Annotated in this window: 15 protein-coding genes and 3 pseudogenes; 9 read left to right on the forward strand and 9 right to left on the reverse strand. The window is 60.8% G+C overall.

Features of this window, described 5'->3' with window-relative positions:
* Positions 1 to 18: 18 nt before the first annotated feature.
* The 6 genes from BN2476_RS35760 (at position 19) to BN2476_RS35785 (ending at position 5,449) form a co-directional block, all read left to right on the forward strand.
* Positions 19 to 987: a type II secretion system F family protein gene (locus BN2476_RS35760; RefSeq protein ID WP_087738950.1), complete on the forward strand. Its 969-nt coding sequence runs from the start codon at positions 19 to 21 to the stop codon at positions 985 to 987.
* A gap of 31 nt (positions 988 to 1,018) precedes the next feature.
* Positions 1,019 to 1,480, forward strand: a complete 462-nt coding sequence (locus tag BN2476_RS35765; RefSeq protein ID WP_087738910.1) for a MarR family winged helix-turn-helix transcriptional regulator — start codon at positions 1,019 to 1,021, stop codon at positions 1,478 to 1,480.
* A 68-nt stretch (positions 1,481 to 1,548) separates the two neighbouring features.
* Positions 1,549 to 2,247, forward strand: coding sequence for a methyltransferase family protein (locus BN2476_RS35770; protein WP_087738911.1), 699 nt, complete (start codon positions 1,549 to 1,551; stop codon positions 2,245 to 2,247).
* 157 nt (positions 2,248 to 2,404) lie between these two features.
* Complete coding sequence (locus tag BN2476_RS35775) at positions 2,405 to 3,853, forward strand: hypothetical protein (protein ID WP_143811119.1); 1,449 nt, start codon at positions 2,405 to 2,407, stop codon at positions 3,851 to 3,853.
* 131 nt (positions 3,854 to 3,984) lie between these two features.
* Positions 3,985 to 4,386, forward strand: a complete 402-nt coding sequence (locus BN2476_RS35780; RefSeq protein ID WP_160111819.1) for a GtrA family protein — start codon at positions 3,985 to 3,987, stop codon at positions 4,384 to 4,386.
* Positions 4,387 to 4,618: 232 nt separating this feature from the next.
* Complete coding sequence (locus BN2476_RS35785) at positions 4,619 to 5,449, forward strand: glycosyltransferase (protein ID WP_268957992.1); 831 nt, start codon at positions 4,619 to 4,621, stop codon at positions 5,447 to 5,449.
* On the opposite strand, the gene BN2476_RS35790 is transcribed toward BN2476_RS35785, so the two are convergent.
* Entirely contained in the window at positions 5,441 to 5,821 is a 381-nt protein-coding gene (locus tag BN2476_RS35790; protein ID WP_087738914.1) for a class I SAM-dependent methyltransferase, read from the reverse strand. The genes BN2476_RS35785 and BN2476_RS35790 overlap by 9 nt on opposite strands.
* A 154-nt stretch (positions 5,822 to 5,975) precedes the next feature.
* On the opposite strand from BN2476_RS35790, the pseudogene BN2476_RS35795 reads away from it, so the two are divergent.
* Together BN2476_RS35795 and BN2476_RS35800 are read left to right on the forward strand one after the other, a co-directional pair.
* Positions 5,976 to 6,173, forward strand: a pseudogene (locus BN2476_RS35795) (methyl-accepting chemotaxis protein); the annotation flags it as partial.
* A 503-nt stretch (positions 6,174 to 6,676) separates the two neighbouring features.
* Complete coding sequence (locus BN2476_RS35800; RefSeq protein WP_235851108.1) at positions 6,677 to 6,895, forward strand: hypothetical protein; 219 nt, start codon at positions 6,677 to 6,679, stop codon at positions 6,893 to 6,895.
* Positions 6,896 to 7,485: 590 nt separating this feature from the next.
* On the opposite strand, the gene BN2476_RS35805 is transcribed toward BN2476_RS35800, so the two are convergent.
* The 5 genes from BN2476_RS35805 to BN2476_RS35825 form a co-directional block, all read right to left on the reverse strand.
* Positions 7,486 to 9,027, reverse strand: a complete 1,542-nt coding sequence (locus tag BN2476_RS35805; protein ID WP_087738917.1) for a mannose-1-phosphate guanylyltransferase/mannose-6-phosphate isomerase — start codon at positions 9,025 to 9,027, stop codon at positions 7,486 to 7,488.
* A gap of 205 nt (positions 9,028 to 9,232) precedes the next feature.
* The gene (galE, locus tag BN2476_RS35810) at positions 9,233 to 10,255 is read right to left on the reverse strand and encodes a UDP-glucose 4-epimerase GalE (protein WP_087738918.1); all 1,023 of its coding nucleotides are present in this window, start codon (positions 10,253 to 10,255) and stop codon (positions 9,233 to 9,235) included.
* 11 nt (positions 10,256 to 10,266) lie between these two features.
* A complete protein-coding gene (locus tag BN2476_RS35815; RefSeq protein ID WP_087738919.1) occupies positions 10,267 to 11,439 on the reverse strand; it encodes a glycosyltransferase family 4 protein in 1,173 nt (390 codons plus the stop codon).
* Between the two features lie 33 nt (positions 11,440 to 11,472).
* Complete coding sequence (locus BN2476_RS35820) at positions 11,473 to 12,306, reverse strand: glycosyltransferase (RefSeq protein WP_087738920.1); 834 nt, start codon at positions 12,304 to 12,306, stop codon at positions 11,473 to 11,475.
* The gene (locus BN2476_RS35825; protein ID WP_087738921.1) at positions 12,303 to 13,577 is read right to left on the reverse strand and encodes a lipopolysaccharide biosynthesis protein; all 1,275 of its coding nucleotides are present in this window, start codon (positions 13,575 to 13,577) and stop codon (positions 12,303 to 12,305) included. The genes BN2476_RS35820 and BN2476_RS35825 overlap by 4 nt, the downstream gene beginning before the upstream one ends.
* A 514-nt stretch (positions 13,578 to 14,091) precedes the next feature.
* On the opposite strand from BN2476_RS35825, the gene BN2476_RS46760 reads away from it, so the two are divergent.
* The gene (locus BN2476_RS46760) at positions 14,092 to 14,235 is read left to right on the forward strand and encodes a hypothetical protein (protein ID WP_160111820.1); all 144 of its coding nucleotides are present in this window, start codon (positions 14,092 to 14,094) and stop codon (positions 14,233 to 14,235) included.
* A gap of 70 nt (positions 14,236 to 14,305) precedes the next feature.
* Here BN2476_RS46760 and BN2476_RS35835 read toward each other — a convergent pair whose 3' ends face one another.
* The 3 genes and pseudogenes from BN2476_RS35835 to BN2476_RS49980 form a co-directional block, all read right to left on the reverse strand.
* Complete coding sequence (locus BN2476_RS35835; protein ID WP_087738922.1) at positions 14,306 to 16,045, reverse strand: IS1634 family transposase; 1,740 nt, start codon at positions 16,043 to 16,045, stop codon at positions 14,306 to 14,308.
* A gap of 1,386 nt (positions 16,046 to 17,431) precedes the next feature.
* Positions 17,432 to 17,675: pseudogene (locus tag BN2476_RS49975) on the reverse strand (IS5/IS1182 family transposase); the annotation flags it as partial.
* A gap of 53 nt (positions 17,676 to 17,728) precedes the next feature.
* Positions 17,729 to 18,099, reverse strand: a pseudogene (locus BN2476_RS49980) (transposase); the annotation flags it as partial.
* Between the last annotated feature and the right edge of the window lie 158 nt (positions 18,100 to 18,257).

The following is an 18,257-nucleotide window of genomic DNA, read 5'->3' on the forward strand; positions in this document are numbered from 1 at the left end:
ATGGAGATGGGTTCGCCCATGCCTGCGATGAAAACAGAGCAGATTGTATTGCTGGTCATCGTCTTTGTGATTGTTGCCGTCGTCACCTTCGGCGCGATCGCGTTGCTCATGCCCAACTCGGTGCACCGGCGACTCAAGACCATTTCGGATGGCGATAGTCCGCAACAGGACGCATCGAACGATCTCGATGCGCAATGGGTCAAGAAGATCGCGGAAGTATCGAAACCCATTGCACGCCTGTCGATTCCGAAGGAAGGTTGGGAGAATTCGGCGCTCCGGACCCGCTTCATGCACGCCGGATGGCGTAGCACATCGGCGCCGGCGCTTTACTTCGCCGCGAAGACAGTGCTCGTCATCGGACTGCCGCTGATCAGTCTGGTGGCCGCGGCGCCCTATGTCGCGAAAGATACTAACCACGTCTTTGTGTTGGTCCTGCTGATGCTCGCCGCGATCGGCTACTACCTGCCGAATGTCGTGCTGGCGCGCCAGGTGCGCCGTCGTCAGCAGACCATCTTCGAGGATTTCCCGGACGCGCTGGATCTGCTCACGGTCTGTGTGGAAGCCGGGCTGGGACTCGATGCTGCGCTCATGAAGGTCGCGGACGAAATGCACATCAAGAGCCGCACCCTGAGCAGCGAGCTGCAGCTGCTTCTGCTCGAACTCAGGGCGGGAATGAGCAAGGAGACGGCGCTCAAGAATCTCGCGATGCGCACCGGCGTGGAAGACCTCGATGTGCTGGTCGCGATGCTGATTCAGGCCGAACGCTTCGGCACCAGTGTGGGCGACTCGTTGCGCGTGCATTCGGAAAACCTCCGCCTGAAGCGCAGGTTGCGTGCGGAGGAGGCTGCTGGAAAGATCGCCGTGAAACTGCTGTTCCCGCTGATGTTCTGCATCTTCCCCACGCTGATGCTGGTGCTGTTGGGACCGGCATTCATCCGGGTGATGCGGGTGTTGCTTCCGACTATCGCTGAACGGATTGGCGGATGAATCGCATTCACGCGATGACGGGAGAGATGTCATGACAGACGCAGAAAAAAACGCGGAGGTCGTCAAGCTGCGGTTCATGCTGGGCGTCAAGCTGGCGGCCTTCAACCAGTTCGTGGCCGAGCGTCTGGGGCTGAACGTCACCGACCTCAAGTGCCTGGAAGTTGCCTGTTACGACGAGGTTCAGCCCGTCACGCCCGGAAGGCTGTCGAAACTCATGCGGTTGTCCCCAAGCAGTATCACGACGTCGCTCAAACGTCTGGAAAAGGCCGGATTGATCAAACGGGAAACGGACCCTACTGACGGGAGGCGCATTCTGCTGCGTTTCGTCGCCGGGCGTCGAACGCTGATCAATGTGTGCTATGAGCAGATAAATCGCAGCCTCGCCGAATTCGACAGCAGACTCGATAGCACGGAACTGGAGAGCATCAGGAACTACCTTTCCGGTCTCGTGCAAATCGTGGACGGCTACCTCGCGGAAAACCAGACGGACTGACGGTCACGCACGATCACATACGGGCCGCCAGAGGATAACGAAGAGACAGGCGTGAATCGGGGAAAGACATGGGCACAATCATCGATCAAGAGGGGACTCCTGCCGCGCAACAGGAGCCATGTTTGAGCGAGGTCGGAGCCCCGGCTTCGCCGCGGGTCGGGGATGTGCTTCTCGAAGTCATGTCGCGGGTGTGCGCGGCGCTGATGCTGAGCATCTTCAGCTATATGGCGATCCTTCACTGGCGTGCCGATCCGGGGCGCATCACGCTGCTGCTGCTCGTCGTCACGGAATGCTTCACGGTGGGCCTGTCGCTGTTTGCGCGCGTGCCTGTGCGGCGCGACTGGTCACCGTTCGCCTGGTTCTGCTCGATGGGGGCGACGTACTACTTTCTCGCGGTTCAACTCGCGCCGGGCGTGCGGCTCGTGCCGGAGTCGGTGGGGGGGGCACTTCAGGTTGCCGGGATCTGCTGGCAGATTTTTGCCAAGGCGTCGCTCCGCCGTTCATTCGGACTTCTACCGGCAAACCGCGGTGTCATTTCCACAGGTGCGTACCGTTTTATACGGCATCCGATGTATCTCGGCTATTTCATCGCGGATATGGGTTTTCTGCTGACGACCTTTGGTTTGCAGAACGTTCTCGTGTACGGTTTTCAGTTCGCGCTGCAGGGTGTGCGCATCATGCGTGAGGAACAGCTCCTGTCCTCCGATGAGAGCTACCGTCGTTATAAAGGCAAAGTGCGCTTTCGGATTATCCCCAGGGTGTTTTGACCCGGTGAGCCGTACGCCTCCGCTGCGGCCACGACCGGCGCGCGACGAGATGCGGCTTGGATAGCACTTAGCGGATGAAAGGGATGACCGTGGCGCGGGTACGGCGATTTGCGTACGTTGTTGAGTGAAAAAACAGAGAAACTGATTGGGGGCTTAGGTGAAAAATACATTCATTATCGAAAGAACAACGATTTCCGAATCATGGGGCAGACCACCCTTTGCGATGTTGGTCGCATTGATCGGCTACGGCATCGTCCTGTTCGCAAGGCAGGTGCTAAATGACGGCGACACCTACTGGCACATTGCAGCGGGCGACTGGATACTTCGGAACGGCTTCGTCCCGCACGCGGACCCGTTTTCGTTTTCTGCCGCGGGAGCGCCGTGGGTAGCGCAGGAGTGGCTGTCTGAGGTCACTATGGCGCTCGCCTACAAGGCTGGCGCCTGGGACGCCATCGTCATGCTATTCGGCGCCGTAACCGCGTTGGCATTTGGACTGTTGGCGCATTTCCTTCGACGCTGGTTGACTCAACCGGCCGCGATGGTCCTGTTTATACTCGCAGCTGCATGTGTTGCGCCGAGCCTGCTTACGCGTCCGCACATTCTCGTGTTGCCGATCCTGGTGCTTTGGTCGGCCGGTTTGATTCTGGCGAAGGACAAGGGCACGTCGCCATCGCTGCTTCTGCTTCCACTCATGCTGCTCTGGGCGAATCTGCATGCCAGCTTCGTGTTTGGCCTTGTGCTTACGTTGCCGATTGCACTCGAAGCATTGGTCGAGACGAAGGCGGACCGGGGCCGGGTTGTACGCAGTTGGGGCATATTCTTCGTCGCGGCAACCGCGGTATCGCTCTTGACTCCGAACGGCTTGCATGGCCTGCTGTACCCGTTCGAAGTGTTGAGCATGCCGCATCTCTCGTTTATTGGGGAGTTTGCGCCGACCGATTTCGGGAAATTTCAGCCTTTGGAAGGGATTTTGATGGCGTTGCTCTATTTCGCGTTCACCCGCCAGATTCGCCTTCCGATCCCTCGGCTGATCCTGCTCATTGGACTGCTCCATCTCGCGCTTCAGCATGGGCGTAATCAGATGATCGCTGGCATCGTGGGTGCACTGATTCTGGCGGAGCCGATTGGTCGTGCTCTCGGCGGCGGACGAGATGAGAGCGCAGATTGCCTTCCTTCAGTGCGTTGGGCTTTCTTAGGGCTGGCTTACGTGATGCTGCTTACCGTATTCCGCGTGGCGCATCCTGTTGTGCACACCGATGATGGCGCGTCACCAACTACTGCGCTCAATCACGTTCCGGCAGAGATTTTGCGGCAGCCTGTTTTCAACAGCTATGAATTCGGCGGCTATTTGATATTCAGGAATATCAAACCATTCATCGATGGCCGCGCTGACGTATACGGGGATGAATTCCTTGCAAATTACGTCGCAGCCACGACGCCGAATGGCGCTGCTTTTGAGCGGATCGTAGAGAAATACGGAATCCGCTGGGCGATCCTGAACGCGAAGAGTACCACGCTAGACATGTTAGATGCACTTCCACACTGGCGGCGTCTGTACGCGGATCGTATTGCAGTGGTGTACGTCCGCGATGAAAAGCGACAATAGCTGGTCGCGCATCGTTTCCTGGCATGGACTCGAACAATTCATGGACGGTTCCAATGTATTCAGGATACGATCGCTGGATCGGCACGTTGGACGATTCTTCGTACTGCAACGCTTTCATGGCACGACGGCCAATGAAACTGTTTCGCCATTCGTCGGTGCGATATGCGCTGGTAGGCGTGTCGAACTCCGCGGTCAGATTCGCCGTGATCTGGCTAACCCTGCGCGGGTTCGGCCTTGACGACGTCGCCGCCAATGTCAGCGGCTACGCGGTGGGCTTTCTATGGAGCTTCGCGCTGAATCGCGCGTGGACGTTTCGCCATCACGGCCCGGCGGGGAGTGGCTTGCTCAGGTACGCGGTCCTGTGTCTTCTGGCTTACGGCGCGAATCTGCTTATCGTCGCGTGGCTCGGCGGACAACTGGGGCACGGCAAGCTGATCGTGCAGATTTGTGGAGTCTTGACGTACACGGTGTTTGCATACGCGGGATCACGGCTTTATGCGTTCCCGCCAGATCGGATACCCACTCCGGAATGACAGAGTGCTGCATCACTAACAAAGACGGGGGGCGTCATGCTGGCACTGATTCTGACGATTCCATGCTACAACGAAGAGGCCGTTCTGCCGGAGACGGCAAAGCGTGCGTGCGCTAACGTTGCTTGATAAGCTCGGGACGATGGCGCTATCGACAGGCATAGCGAAGTCACTTTCATTGATGACGGTTCCCGCGACGGGACGTGGGCGCTGATCGAAGCATTGCATTCGGTCGATGAGCGCATCCGTGGCATCAAGCTTTCGCGCAATCAGGGACATCAGAACGCGTTGCGGGCTCGGACTGCTGAGCGCGCCAGGAGACGTGCTGGTCAGTCTCGACGCGGACCTGCAGGTCGACCTTGATGCGATTCCCCGCATGCTCGCCGCGCATCGCAGCGGCGCGGAGATCGTGTACGGCGTGCGGTCGCGCCGCGACACCGATACGTTTTTCAAGCGCGTTACAGCCCAAAGCCATTACCGCCTACTGCGCCGGCTCGGCGTCGAAGCGCTGCCGGACCACGCCGACTTTCGCTTGATGAGCCGACGCGTACTCGAGGCGCTGCGCGATTTCCGCGAAGTCATCCTGTTTCTTCGAGGGATCATTCCGCTGCTCGGCTTTCGGACCGCGATCGTCGAATATGAGCGCCATGCCCAGCTTTGCTGGCGAGAGCAAGTACCCGCTGATCAAGATGCTCGCGCTTGCGTTCGACGGTATCGCGTCGTTTTCATCGAGGCCGCTGCAGTTGAGTACCTACGCTGGAGCGACCCTGTCGATGGCATCAGTCGCCATATCGGTCTTTGGGCGCTCTTCGCCCGATTGTTCACCGATCTGACAGTGCCGGGTTGGGCGTCAACCGTGATGCCGATTTGTTTTCTCTGTGGTTTGCAAATGCTCTTTCTCGGCGTGATCGGCGGTTATGTGGCGAAGATATACTCGGAAACCAAGCAACGGCCGAGATTCATTGTTGAGAAAGCGCTGAGCATTTTGCTGCGCGATGCGACGAAACGCTTCGGCACGTCAGTTGTGCCTTGCAGTGAATTTCGCAGGGGGCAATTCTTAAAATGAATAAAACGGAATTTGACAGTTTCGCGAACGAATACTCGCATTGACGTCGAATTCGCAGGTATTGACTGCCCTCACGGTCAGAGGATTGTATGGATTGTGTTTGAAGATCGCGAGTGTTCCCGAGGGCTCGAGGACTCGTCCGATCTCGCGTAATAGCGGCACGTGCTCTATATGAGCAATGTGGTGAAATACGCACATTGCGTACGCAAGATCAAACTTCCCTTCCTCGAACGGCAGATTCAGCCCATCGAAATGCGCAAAGTTCGCGTGCTCCGGGAACCGCCTTGCGGCAACTTCCAGTGAGCGCCTGGACACGTTAACGCACGGTTGATTGCAGCGCACCGGATGAAAAACGCTTGAGGGTACACGCATCCGGGCGAATGCCCGCGGGAAGATATGACTGGCATCCCGCTGGGCGCTCAGTACGCCGTCTATGCATCGAAATCGTGACCTTTGTTACTAAGAGCTCGGCTCTCTAAAGACCCCTCTGTACGGTGCGCATGCCTGAGGATGTTCCCGCAGGCGCGAAGGCGCCGCGCACGACGAGAGCGAAGGCATCGAGCAGATCAACAACGCGATCGGCCAGATCGACGAAGTGACGCAGCAGAATGCGGCGCTTGTGCAACAGGCGGCGGCCGCCGCGAAATCACTCGAAGCGCAGGCGATAGTACTGCGCGAGGCGGTGGCGGTGTTTCGCGTGGAGGCCGCTGCTGGCGTTACCTAAAAGCCTCAGACGTCCGGATAAGTCTTACAAGTCTTGCGAGGTCGTCCCCTCCGGAATAGCTGACCCGTTTCACGCTACGCTTTTGGATTGGCCCGACGAGTGACCTCCGAAGGCAGCGACTCGCTTGACCGCCTGATGCGGAGGGGCTGTTGGTTAGAAATTCGACAATACCTCATGCATTTTTGTTTGAGCCCAGAAAACTGGGCAACACATATCAGCACTAGCACAGTCTCTTTCGGATGGAGACTTGACTTCGCTACGGAGAAGCGACGATAGGTCTGGCTCTGGTGTTCATGGCGCGAGGCGCGATGCATGGGAGCCTTCACTACCGAGGTGGAAATATGCTGGAACTGATCGAGATCTCGCGGCTCTTTCTCGCGTCGCTTGCCGCGTCTGGCGTCGCAGGCTGGTACAGCTTCGATGTCGTCGAATATTTCAAGAACAGCAAGTCGGAGGAGTAAATGCGCGCTGCGGACTGGCTGACGTTGTCCTACGTGAAGTTCATGGCGCTGCCTTTCTTCGCGCGCAGGGCAATTATCTTTGTCGTATCGCTCGCGCTGTGGTGGTTCGCCGCCATGCTCGCGAGCATGCATGTGAACAACGACCTGTGCGTTGTGTTGCTTCTCATAGGCGCGGCAGGCGCGATCTGGTCCAGCGAACTGTGGCGTATGTGGAAGATGTTCGCCATCGTAGTGGCGGTCTGTCTGGCGATCATGAAGTAATCGAAGCGCAGCATAAAAAGCGGCTCCCTAATACCGGGGGCCGTTTTTGCGGGAGCACCATTATGCGATTCCGGCATCGGCTTGAAGCACATGGGTTCTCGTCCAGCATGGTGGCCACGGTCAACGGGATGCTGCAGGCGAGGGATCGATACTCAAGATGGGCTTTCCGGGAAGCTTTATTTCAAGCAGAATTGGGGCTATCCTGACCTTGAATTCTCGAAACGGAGAACGACGATGGGTTTCGGTGTTGTTGCGTTGGTTCTGACGGCTGCGATTTGTGCATATGGTGTGCACATGAGCAATCTGGGACGCAAAGCGGATCGCGCACGTCGGCACCCGCGCGTACCCCGCTAATTCCTGCGCGGAACGGTTTTTGGTCGGCCCGTCTTGAAGCCGCACCTGCGCGTGCGGCAATCTCATTTCTCGATTGACAGGTCGTAACTTAAACGGATGCAGTGTCCTCGGTCGACGCTCGGGATGACAATTCAGCTCCGTCCCGCTCGTTCGTTTTCATCCGTGTTTCCGAAGGTGCGGCGTTGCAGTAACGCTTGGCGCGTGCCTGCGCCGCATTTCACCAGACAGGCCTGCCGCTAGACTCCGGTGCGCCCGTACTGATCGTCGAATCGCACGATATCGTCTTCACCCAGATAACCGCCCGACTGCACCTCGATGATCTCGAGCGGCGTCTTGCCCGGATTTTCCAGCCGGTGCTGCACGCCGAGCGGAATGTAGGTCGACTGGTTTTCGGTCAGCAGGAACGTTTCGTCGCCGCGCGTCACGCGCGCCGTGCCGCGCACGACGATCCAGTGCTCTGCACGATGATGATGCATCTGCAACGATAGCCGCCCGCCCGGCTTCACGACGATTCGCTTCACCTGGAAGCGGTCGCCGCGATCGATCGAGTCGTAGCAGCCCCACGGCCGCTCGACTTTGCGGTGCACCTTCGCTTCCGTGTCCTTCGCGGCGTTCAGCCGGTTCACGATCGCCTTGACGTCCTGCACGCGGTCTTTCGCGGCGACGAGCACGGCATCCGCCGTCTCGACCACCACGACGCCGGTCACGCCGACACACGCTACGAGGCGTCCTTCGGAATGCGCATACGTGTCGCTCGCGCTCTCCAGCAGCACGCGGCCGCGCGCGACGTTGCCTGCCGCATCCTTCGCGCTGATGTTCCAGACGGCGTCCCATGCGCCGATATCGGACCAACCCGCCGTCAGCGGCACGATGATGCCCGTCAGCTTTGGATCGTCGCCGATGCGTTCCATCACCGCGTAGTCGATCGAGTCGCTCGGGCATGCGGTGAACGCGGCGCGGTTGATCATCAACGCGCCGTCGCGATCCGTGCATGCGCTGTCATACGCCGCGCGGCATGCGGCCGCGATGTCGGGCCGGCACGAAGCGATGGCCGCGAGCCATACCGACGCGCGCATCACGAAGATGCCGCTGTTCCACCAGTACTCGCCCGACGCGACATAGCACTCGGCCGTTTCCTGCGCGGGCTTTTCGACAAAGCGCTCGATGGAACGCGCGCCGTGCGCGTCGGCGGGCAGGCCCGTCTTGATGTAGCCATAGCCCGTTTCCGCGCGCTCGGGCGGCACGCCCAGTGCGACGATCGCATCGTGCAGCGCATGCTGGACGGCTTGCTGCAACGTGGCGGCGAACGCGGCGTCATCGACGATCAGATGATCGGCGGGCATCACGACGAGAACGGGGTCTTCGGCTTGCGGCGCGTCCGCGAGCGCGGCAAGCGCGGCGACCGTCAGCGCGGGCGCTGTGTTGCGCGGCGCGGGTTCGAGCACGACACGCGATTCGCACACGCAGCGCTCGAGCCGTTCCTTCGTCGGCAGCCGCAGTTCTTCGCTGCAGACGACGAGTGCCCGCTGCGTTCTCGCGATATGTTGGGTCGGAAGTCCAGGCGTCGGCACGCGCAGCGCTTCCGTTCTGCGCAACGTCGCTTCGAGCAGCGATTCGTCGCTCGTCAGGCCGATCAGCTGTTTCGGGCATTGCTCGCGCGACAGCGGCCACAGACGTGTGCCCGAGCCTCCTGCCAGCACGACAGGCTGGACGATGCAAGCGGGCTGCGTCGCGTGCCCGAGAGCGTCCTTGACGGACGCTTCTGCGATGACGTTCATTTTCCCTCCGAAGACGCCGGGACGAAGCGGGTGCCGCAGCGCCCCTCATGTCCGGGATTGAAGCATCAGAGGGAGGGAATTTCTGTGCGTCGGTGCACAGAACGGCAGGCGGAAAGAAGAAGAGGAGGTGGAAAGAGCGGGAAGGAAGCGGAACGGATCGCGGCGGAGCGATCCGTTCATGGGTGCAATCTGCGTGTGATCGCGCTTACTCGAACCCGCGCGGATTCTGCGCCTGCCAGCGCCAGTGATCGGCGCACATGCGCTCGATGCCGAATTGCGCGCTCCAGCCGATCACGTCGAGCGCCTTCGCCGGATTCGCGAAGCACTGCGCGACATCGCCCGGACGGCGCGCGACGATCTCGTACGGCACCGGCTTGCCGGACGCCTTCTCGAAGGCCTTCACGACTTCGAGCACGCTATAGCCCTGGCCCGTGCCGAGATTGACGACAAAGCTCGCATCGCGTTTGACGAGCGCATCGAGCGCCGCGATATGCCCGCGCGCCAGATCGACGACGTGAATATAGTCGCGCACGCCCGTGCCGTCCGGCGTCTCGTAGTCGCCGCCGAACACGCGCAGCTTGTCGAGCTTGCCGACTGCAACCTGCGCGACATACGGCATCAGGTTGTTCGGAATGCCGCCGGGGTCTTCGCCGATCAGCCCGCTTTCGTGCGCGCCGACCGGATTGAAGTAGCGCAGCGTCGCAATGCGCCACGACGGGTCGGACACTTCGAGATCGCGCAGGATCTGTTCGGCGATCAGCTTGCTCTGGCCATACGGGTTGGTCGCCGACAGCGGGAACGTTTCGTCGATCGGCGAGCTTTCCGGCACGCCGTACACAGTCGCCGATGAGCTGAACACGAACTGCTTCACATTGCGTGCGCGCATCACGTCGAGCAGCACGAGCAGACCGTCCATGTTGTTGCGGTAATACTCGAGCGGCTTTGCGACCGATTCGCCGACGGCCTTGAGCGCCGCAAAGTGAATCGCGCCCGTGATGGGGTGTTGGTCGAAGATCGTGTTGAGCGTGGCTTCGTCGCGCACGTCTGCTTCGTGGAAAGCGATCTTCTTGCCGGTGATCTTCTCGACGCGCGCGATCGATCCGCGCTTGCTGTTCACCAGATTGTCGATCAAGACCACTTCGTAACCGCTATTGAGCAATTCCACGCACGTATGCGAGCCGATAAAGCCTGCACCACCCGTCACCAGAATTGTGCCCTTCGTGGTCATGCTGAACTCCCTTAAAGTGATACGCCCGTCAATTGCCGAATGACATCCTTGTACCGCTCGACGACACCGCGTTCGTCGAACTCCTTCGTCACTTTCTCGCGGCCGCGCGCGCCCATCGCGCGCCGTTCGTCGTCGCTCATGTCGAGCATCTGCGCGAGCTTCGCCGCGAGGCTGTCGACATTGCGTACTTCGCACAGCAGGCCGTTGACGCCGTCGGCGACGCATTCGCGGCAACCGGGCACGTCGGTCGCGATGATGGGCCGGCCCATCGCCGATGCTTCCATCAGCGTGCGCGGCACGCCTTCGCGATACGAGGGCAACACGACGCAGCCGGCGGCTTCGATCAGCGGACGCACGTCGTGCGCTTCGCCCAGATACTCGATCACGCCTTCGCGCACCCACGCGTCCACTTCGGCCCGCGTGATCGCGCTCGGATTGTCGACGCCCACGGGGCCGAGCAACTGAAAGCGTGCATGCGGATAAGTCGCGCGCAATCGACGCGCAGCCTCGACATATTCGCCCACGCCTTTATCCCACAACAGCCGCCCGATTAACACAAAAGAAAATGTCTCGTGTGCATTTTCACGCTCACCTGGGCGCTTAGGCAACGGCGTGAAATAAAACTGGTCGATGTCCACGCCTTCGCCATGCAGCAGACGCGCTCGCTCAGGATGCACGAGCAGTCTCTGATCGAGAAAGGCGGCCTGATCGTCCTTGTTCAAAAACCATACTTCGCGCGGAAAGCGAAACGCAAAGCGGTATAGAAACTTTGCGATTTGCGCGGCACGGCTCTTCTGGATGAAAACATAGCCCAGGCCAGTCGTCACGGCAACCGAGACGACGCCTGCCAGTTTCGCGGCAATCGTGCCGTAGATATTCGGCTTGATCGTGTAATGAAACACGATATGCGGACGAATCGACCGATAGAGCCTGTACAGCGTCCAGGTCGTGCGCAGATCGTCGCGCGGATTGGTGCCTTTCGATGCGACATGCAACTCGATGCAGCGGCAGCCCATTTCTTTGAGCAGATCGAACGTACGGTCGCGCGGCGCGATCACCGTCACTTCGACGCCGCGTTCGATGAGCATACGTATCAGCCCTTGCCGGTACGTATAGATCGCAAACGCGGTATTGCACACGAGACAGATGCGCAGCGCGCGGGCGGATTCGATCGGGTGCTTCATGCTTGCGATGCGGGACAGGAAATAGTGAGGGTATTAGAGGCTCGCGCGCGGCGCATAGAGACGCTTCTTCACGCGCTGAAGCGTCTGGTACGGCGTTACGAAATGCAGCAGCGTCTTCGCGACGCCCAGCCAGTCGCACGGATTGAGCACGTTGACGTATCGCATCTGCAAACGCAGCGTCGATACGATCTGGCGGCGCCGTTTCGTCGCGCTGATGCCGCCTTCGTTCAGTTCGTAGTAAAGGCCGGTTTCCGGCAGATTCGCGCAGTCGTAGCGTTCCATCAGGCGCAGAAAAAGATCGAGGTCTTCCGCCGCCTTGTACGCCTCGCGATAGTTGCCGACAGCGAGTACGGCATCGACACGCAGCATCATCGACGGATGCACGAAGCAGGTGCGCAGAAAGCGCACGCGTCGGATGGCGCGCGGCTCGGTGGGCGGCGTCAGCATGAAGAGCGGCGTGCCGTCGCGCGAAACGACCTGCGTCCACATGCCGAGTCCCGCGACTCGCGGATTCGCTTCGAGATACGCACGCTGTTTCGCAAGACGCTGCGGCGTGCTCAGGTCGCCCGCATCGATGCGCGCGGCGTAGCGAAAGCCACGCGCCGCGAGCGCTTCGATGCCCGCCTGCAACGCGCGCTCTATGCCGCCGTTCTTCGGCATGCGCAGCACCTCGATCGACATATTCGGCAATGCGGGCGCGACGATGGGCGGTGTGCTGCCATCGTCGACGATCAGCACATGGATGCGCGCGTCCTCGCTGAACGCGGCCAGCGTGCGCTCGACGTCGGCCTGGCCGTTGAAGGCGGGCATCAGCACGGCGACATCGTCGAGCGAGGCCGCGCCCCTGGGCGGAAAAGAAGACGTCATGGACGCAGCTTGAAACGGATGTAGTAGAAATTGACGGACGCCGCGGCCAGATATCCGGCTGCGAGGCCGACCAGCGCGCCATACGCGCCCATGCGGGCGATCGCGAGCAGATTGACGACGCACGCGACGGCCAGCGCGAGCAGCCATTTCGACAGCAACACGAACTTCGCCTGATACTTCAGCACGACCAGGTTGCCGATCGCCTCGATGCCCGCCGGCACGGACAGCCACACGGCCCAGCGAAAGATATCGACGGCCTCTTCGAAGTTCGGCCCGAACACGCGGCGGATGATAAAGCCCGCAAGCAGATCGAGCACGCACGCGCCCGCGATCATCAGCACGGCCGTCATCGCCGTGAGGCGCCACATATTGCGACGCAGTTGCACGAGATCCTGGATGCGGTAGACGAACGCGGGCGCGAGCGTCTGCGCGAGCATCAGCGCGAGCGTGATCCAGTTCTCGTTCAGCTGCTGCGCGGCCGAATAGCGGCCGAGATCGGCGAACGAGATCGCGCGTTCGAGCATCAGCCGGTCGAGCTTCAGGAACAGGTACATGCAGATGAGCCCGAGCCAGAACACGGCGCCCGCCGTCGCGAAGTGACGAAAGAGCGCGCGGTCCAGATGCCAGCCGAGCTTGCCGCCGGGTTTGCCCACGTCGCGTCGAACGTAATAGACGATCAGCACGAAGCCGATGACGGCCGATTCGAGCGCCCACAACCAGCCGAAGCGCGCGGGCGCGGCGGCCGCGCGCACGAGCAGCCAGACGAGGATCGCTTTCGCGATCGCCGTGGTCATGCTCGTGACTAGCTGCGGCTTGCTGTAGGTCATGCTCTGCAGCCACGCGTTGATCACGCCGACGAGCGGCTCGCGCAACAGCATCGTGACAGCGAGCCCGGCCAGCATCGCGCCGACGAGCGGATCGGTGAAGCCCGCGGCAATTCCGGCCCACGTCAGCAGGAGCGCCACGGCCGACACCAACAGCCGCAACGCGAACGCGCTGCCAAGCACGGTCCCGAGCTGTTCTTGCTGCCGATGGACGATGGTCGGCACGAGGATTTCCGCGCCGCAAACCCATGTAATCGGCGACAGGACGAGCAAAAGCGTATTGGCATATTGCCATTTGCCGAACACGTCGGGACCGAAATAGCGCGCCAGCACGCCGCTGATCGCGATCGCCACGCCGATCTGCGTCAGGCGCTCGAGGCCAAGCCAGACAAGGTTCGCGACGGCGCGCGTGACGTCGGGATTCGTGAAACGCTTAAGCGCCAGCATTCGCATGGTGTCCGTTTGCCGTCTGCGGGCACGCGTGGTGCAGCTTGTCGGTATTTTGGCGTGCCCAGCCAATCTTACGATGCGGCAACTTTGTGAGCGCGGGGCGTTCAAGCATTGGAATGGCGCTGGTAAGGCGTCGCTGAAAAGCGCAATTATAAGTTCTCGCTGCCCGTTCCCGGTCCCGCCGGGCATGCTTTGACCTACCCCCGGATAACAGAGCCAACAGGAACCTAGTAAAGTTCGCTGCTGCTCTGCGCGCTCGCGCGATGTACCGTACCAGTACGCCCGAATCGGTCGAACCCGCTGCGCTTCAACACTGCACCACACCATTCGCTGTTTTTCATTCCCGCAGGCGTAGGCATCATGCTTCCCGCGCAGGCGTACGCGGCGAGGCGTTCGCCGTGTTCGCGAACCTCATCATGAGCACGACGCTCGGCATCGCCGTCACAGCGCTCGTCACGCGTGCGCTATTGCGGCGTCAGCGCCGCCACGAAAACGCAGGGGCGGGCGCGTGATGAATACGCACCTGCAGTGCGCGAAATTGGACGCGATCCGGATCTGCGTTGCCGCCTCGCCGCTTTTCGGCCTCACGGTCGTGCTCGTGGCGTATCTGATCGCGCTGAGAATTTACGCGCGCGAAGCGCAATCCGATTGCTAACCCGAAGTTTGATCCGGCAGCCAAACTAACCCCTTGAAGCGTTGGGAGATTTTCGAGCGAGAGGGGTTCGCTACTGGGAACAGCCGGGATCGATGCCGAGTAGCGCAAAGGCTTTGGCCTGCAACGGCGTGGGACGAGTGGTGATGATGATCCTGGCCTGCGGATTGACGGGTGTGGACGTGACGTTATAGGTCAACGTGGCGAGATCTTGCAGCAATGAATGCAGGCTGTGCACCGGCAGGTCGTCATCAGTACGATGGCGCGCGGCTTTGGCATTGGCCGTCTGCGAGCGCGGCGTTGGCATCACCGGGTTAGCACGCTGATCCCGTCGCCCCTGCAGTTCTTCGTCGTCGTGCAGGAGCGGCTTGAGTGCCTCGCGCAGATGCCACTCGACGTAGTACGCCAGCATGCATAGAAACACGTGTGCGCGCACGCGCGATTCGCTGAAGTGATAGATCGGTCGCACGTGCAGATCGACCGTCTTCATCGAGCGGAAGGCCCGCTCGACATGCGCCAGCCGCTTGTAGGCCAGGACCGTCTGGACGTCAGAGAGCTGATCACCCGGTACGTTGGTGCGCAGCACGTAGAGACCGTCGAGCGCGGCCTCGGCATCGATCTGCGCCTGCTTGCGGCTGAACGTCAAACTCGTGTCGGTGATGTTCAGCTCGAAGTGCTTGGCCATCCGGTAGCGCTCGATCACGCGCCCCACGCGCAAGCCAATCTTGTCCTGGCCGCGCAGCCGATTACGCGGGCGTGCGGTAGCCTGCGCAATCGCGGCCAGTTCCGCTTCGGTCGCCGCGAGCAACTCGACGCGCTTGCGGGCACGCTCCTCAGCGAGCACCGGGTTGCGGCACACCACGAGCCGCTCACCCGGATAACGGGCGCTGTTCACTGCGATGAGCCCGCGCTCATCGAACAGCGAGGGCTGCCACGGACCGCGCTCCTCGATCAACTCGGCAATCTGCGGCGAGCGCAGTGCGGTGATCCAGCTCATTCCGGCCGGGCGCAGCACCTGCTCGATGCGCGCACTGGTGATCATGCCGCGATCGCCCACCCACACCACCTGTGACAGACCAAAGCGCTTCTTGAGCTTGTCGATCTGTGCGCCAAGCGTGGCCGGATCCGCGGTGTTACCGGCAAACACTTCGACCGCCACCGGACACCCGTCCGCTGCGCACAGCAGGCCAAACACGATCTGCGGGTCATCGCGTTTGCCATCGCGCGAATAGCCGTAGTGGGCAAGCGCACAGTGTCGACCGGTGACCCACGTCGAGGTGAGGTCATACAGCACCAGTACGCCGTCGCCCAGATGTCTGGTCGCCAGCGTGCGCTCGATCCGCGGTTGCGCCTCGCCGAGCCAGTCCAGCGCCGCGTAGAGGCGCTCGGCCTCGAACGCCTCAAGCCCCAGCACCTGCGACAGCGAATGGGTGGCTGACTCGGGCTGCAAGCTGCGCCATGTGGCGAGCTTGGAGCCGGGCTCCAGCACCCGCGCCACCACCAGGGCCAGCACCAGCGAGCGCACGGGAGCCGGTGCCGCGTCGACCAACCTGGCCAGGCCGCAACGCCGGGCGATGCCGAGCACGGCAGCCACATGGCCATGCGGCAGCGAGCGCTCAATGTGCATCAGCGCCTGGGGAGATTCCACGGCGACACCGCCCTTGAGCAGGATGCGGAAATGCTCGACGAGTTGCGGATCCCAATGCGACAGATTGGCCAGGGTGCGTTTGACGATCTTGCCACCTTCGCGATAGCCCTCACGCAGCAAGATCGCGGGCGGCGAGTTTCGGTTCGGGACGGTCTCGATATACATGGGCTAAAGCATAGGAGATCAGGTCACCAAATCAAGTCATAAATTGATAAAAATCGCCAATTTACATGGGAACATTTAAGACACAAAAAATGGCGCGAAACCGCGCCATGTCTAGCTCCGCAATGTTTCAGTTACTCAAAGTTCGGGCTAACCGGGTGCTGATCGCTGTGGCGATCGTCGTCGCCGCGCTGAAGATCACCAATACGCCTTATCGCCCCTTTTCTGATGGCGCGCAGTTCATCCACTTCCTGTACGGTTGCACTTCCTTTGCTGCTGCGGCGGCAGTGGGACAAGCTCTAGCGCGGCACGCTATCGCTCCTCAGCGGTCTGGTGGCCGGCTCGCTCACTGCCGTGCTTTGATTTCGACGGGTGTGTTTGGCGTCGTGACAGCGCGCTGGGTCCTGGATGGCGTGCGCTCGGAAAGGAGCCGGCGAGCGGCAGCGCATTATCCGCGAACGGAACGGTTGCCGTGCCATTACTGCGAGAGGGGAGGAGAGGAGGCAACGCGTCGCGCTTCAATGCGATGCGGGTTCCCGACGCGCACCTTTGTCTCTCAATTCGATGGCCGTAGGCCGTCACTGGAGATCGTCCGCGCGTAGTCCGTCTTGTCTGGGCGTCACGCTCGCAGTCTTTTGACTTGAACCTCCATGGGCGCCCTGACGATGTCCACTGGCGCGACTTGACTTTGCAATTTCGGGAGGAGACTGGTTTGGCGAATGTCCTCCGGAAAGAGGCGATCGCTGACCTCATTAACCAGGAGAGCTGAGATGACGAGTGATGAAGCACCGACGTGCCAGCGTGGCCAGGGTCCCATGTGTGCAGCATGCCAATGCAGTATGGAGACGCTTGCGCACGAACCACGCGAACAGCAATGTGCCCGGAAACACACGATTGCCGCATCCCAGGAGAAAGGGTTCGGGCGAGCGGAGCGTGGCTACAATTGCCGCGCGTGCGTGGTGGGATGCGCCGACGGACGGGACACCTGGATCGCTTCCTATGTCCGTACGAAACTGAGAACGATGTCAGGCGACACCTTCCCAATCTCTCGCCACACCACTGACTGTATAGCCAACGCATTGCAGGACCGTTTTCTCTCGGATACGGACGCGGTATTGAAACGAATCCTTGATCTTGCTGCCCTTCGGTATCTGCGTGACGGCTCAAGTACCGTTACGCTCGAGGACGTTGCGATTGCCTTGCGCTCTCTCGCGTGCCCGCATCGATGACAAAGCTGTCATGCTGTGGCCGGTGCTGGCGAGAAATACCGGGTTGGTATGTATGAGAGGCTGGCCTGGTTGTGGTCTGGTCCGGGTCAGCTCAGGCGACTTCAGCAGATGGAGCCGGCGCCAATCTGGCATCATGAACGGCGGCAAGCCCCTCGGGGGCTTAGCTTCCAGCCAACAGCACCTGAAGGCTCATCTCTGTGCTCACTCGCGCAAGTGTCCTGGTCAGGAAATGTGCGAGTCACATCCAGTGCTTGAGCGTGCCGGAGACATGCTCGACAGTGCTTCGGACGGGCGGTCATTGCATCGGGCTTCCGGTCCGGCCGACGTTGCATGGCTTCCAGTGTTCCTTCGTGCTCCCATCGTCGGATACGGCGATAGTCGCTGAGCGAGCATCGGGCCTTTAGCACAGTCGCACGGTCTTCATGTCGAAACCTGTTGGACTCGTCCGGTCCGCTGTCCTGCTGCCATCGATTGCCACCATGTCACTGGACAGCAGCTTGAGTCCTCGACACAGTTCGACGAAACGCCGGCATACGTTTCGAATGGCCGCGCCGTTGTGTCGCGGCGGAAATCGGCGATCATCTTGAAGTCCCGCACGAGACGTCCCGTCAGCCCACATCAGTCCGACATTGCCTGGCATTCACGCTCAAGGCGCCGGTCGGACTGAGCACGGTTGAGATACCTGTAGAGTTCCGGCGAAACCGAGATCCTCAAGCTCCAACTCGTCCACGCAGACATCTATGACCCTGACCGGATTGTCCTCCCCGATGTAGTCATCGACGCATCGGGGAGCAGTGCAACCTGCTTGCGGTCATCACCTTCGCGAATCGCTTGATGAGCCACCCGGTCTCAATGCGTTGATCCAGTCTAGGCGATCAACGCGTTTTCACACAGGCTCGACCCTCTTCGGCCAGTCGAATCGGGGTAATCTTGAGTCGGTCGCTGGGAGCGCTGCCACATGTTTGTCTTTATGTGCTTTACCTAAC

It is taken from the genome of Paraburkholderia piptadeniae, from assembly GCF_900007165.1.
Classification (GTDB): Bacteria; Pseudomonadota; Gammaproteobacteria; order Burkholderiales; family Burkholderiaceae; genus Paraburkholderia; species Paraburkholderia piptadeniae.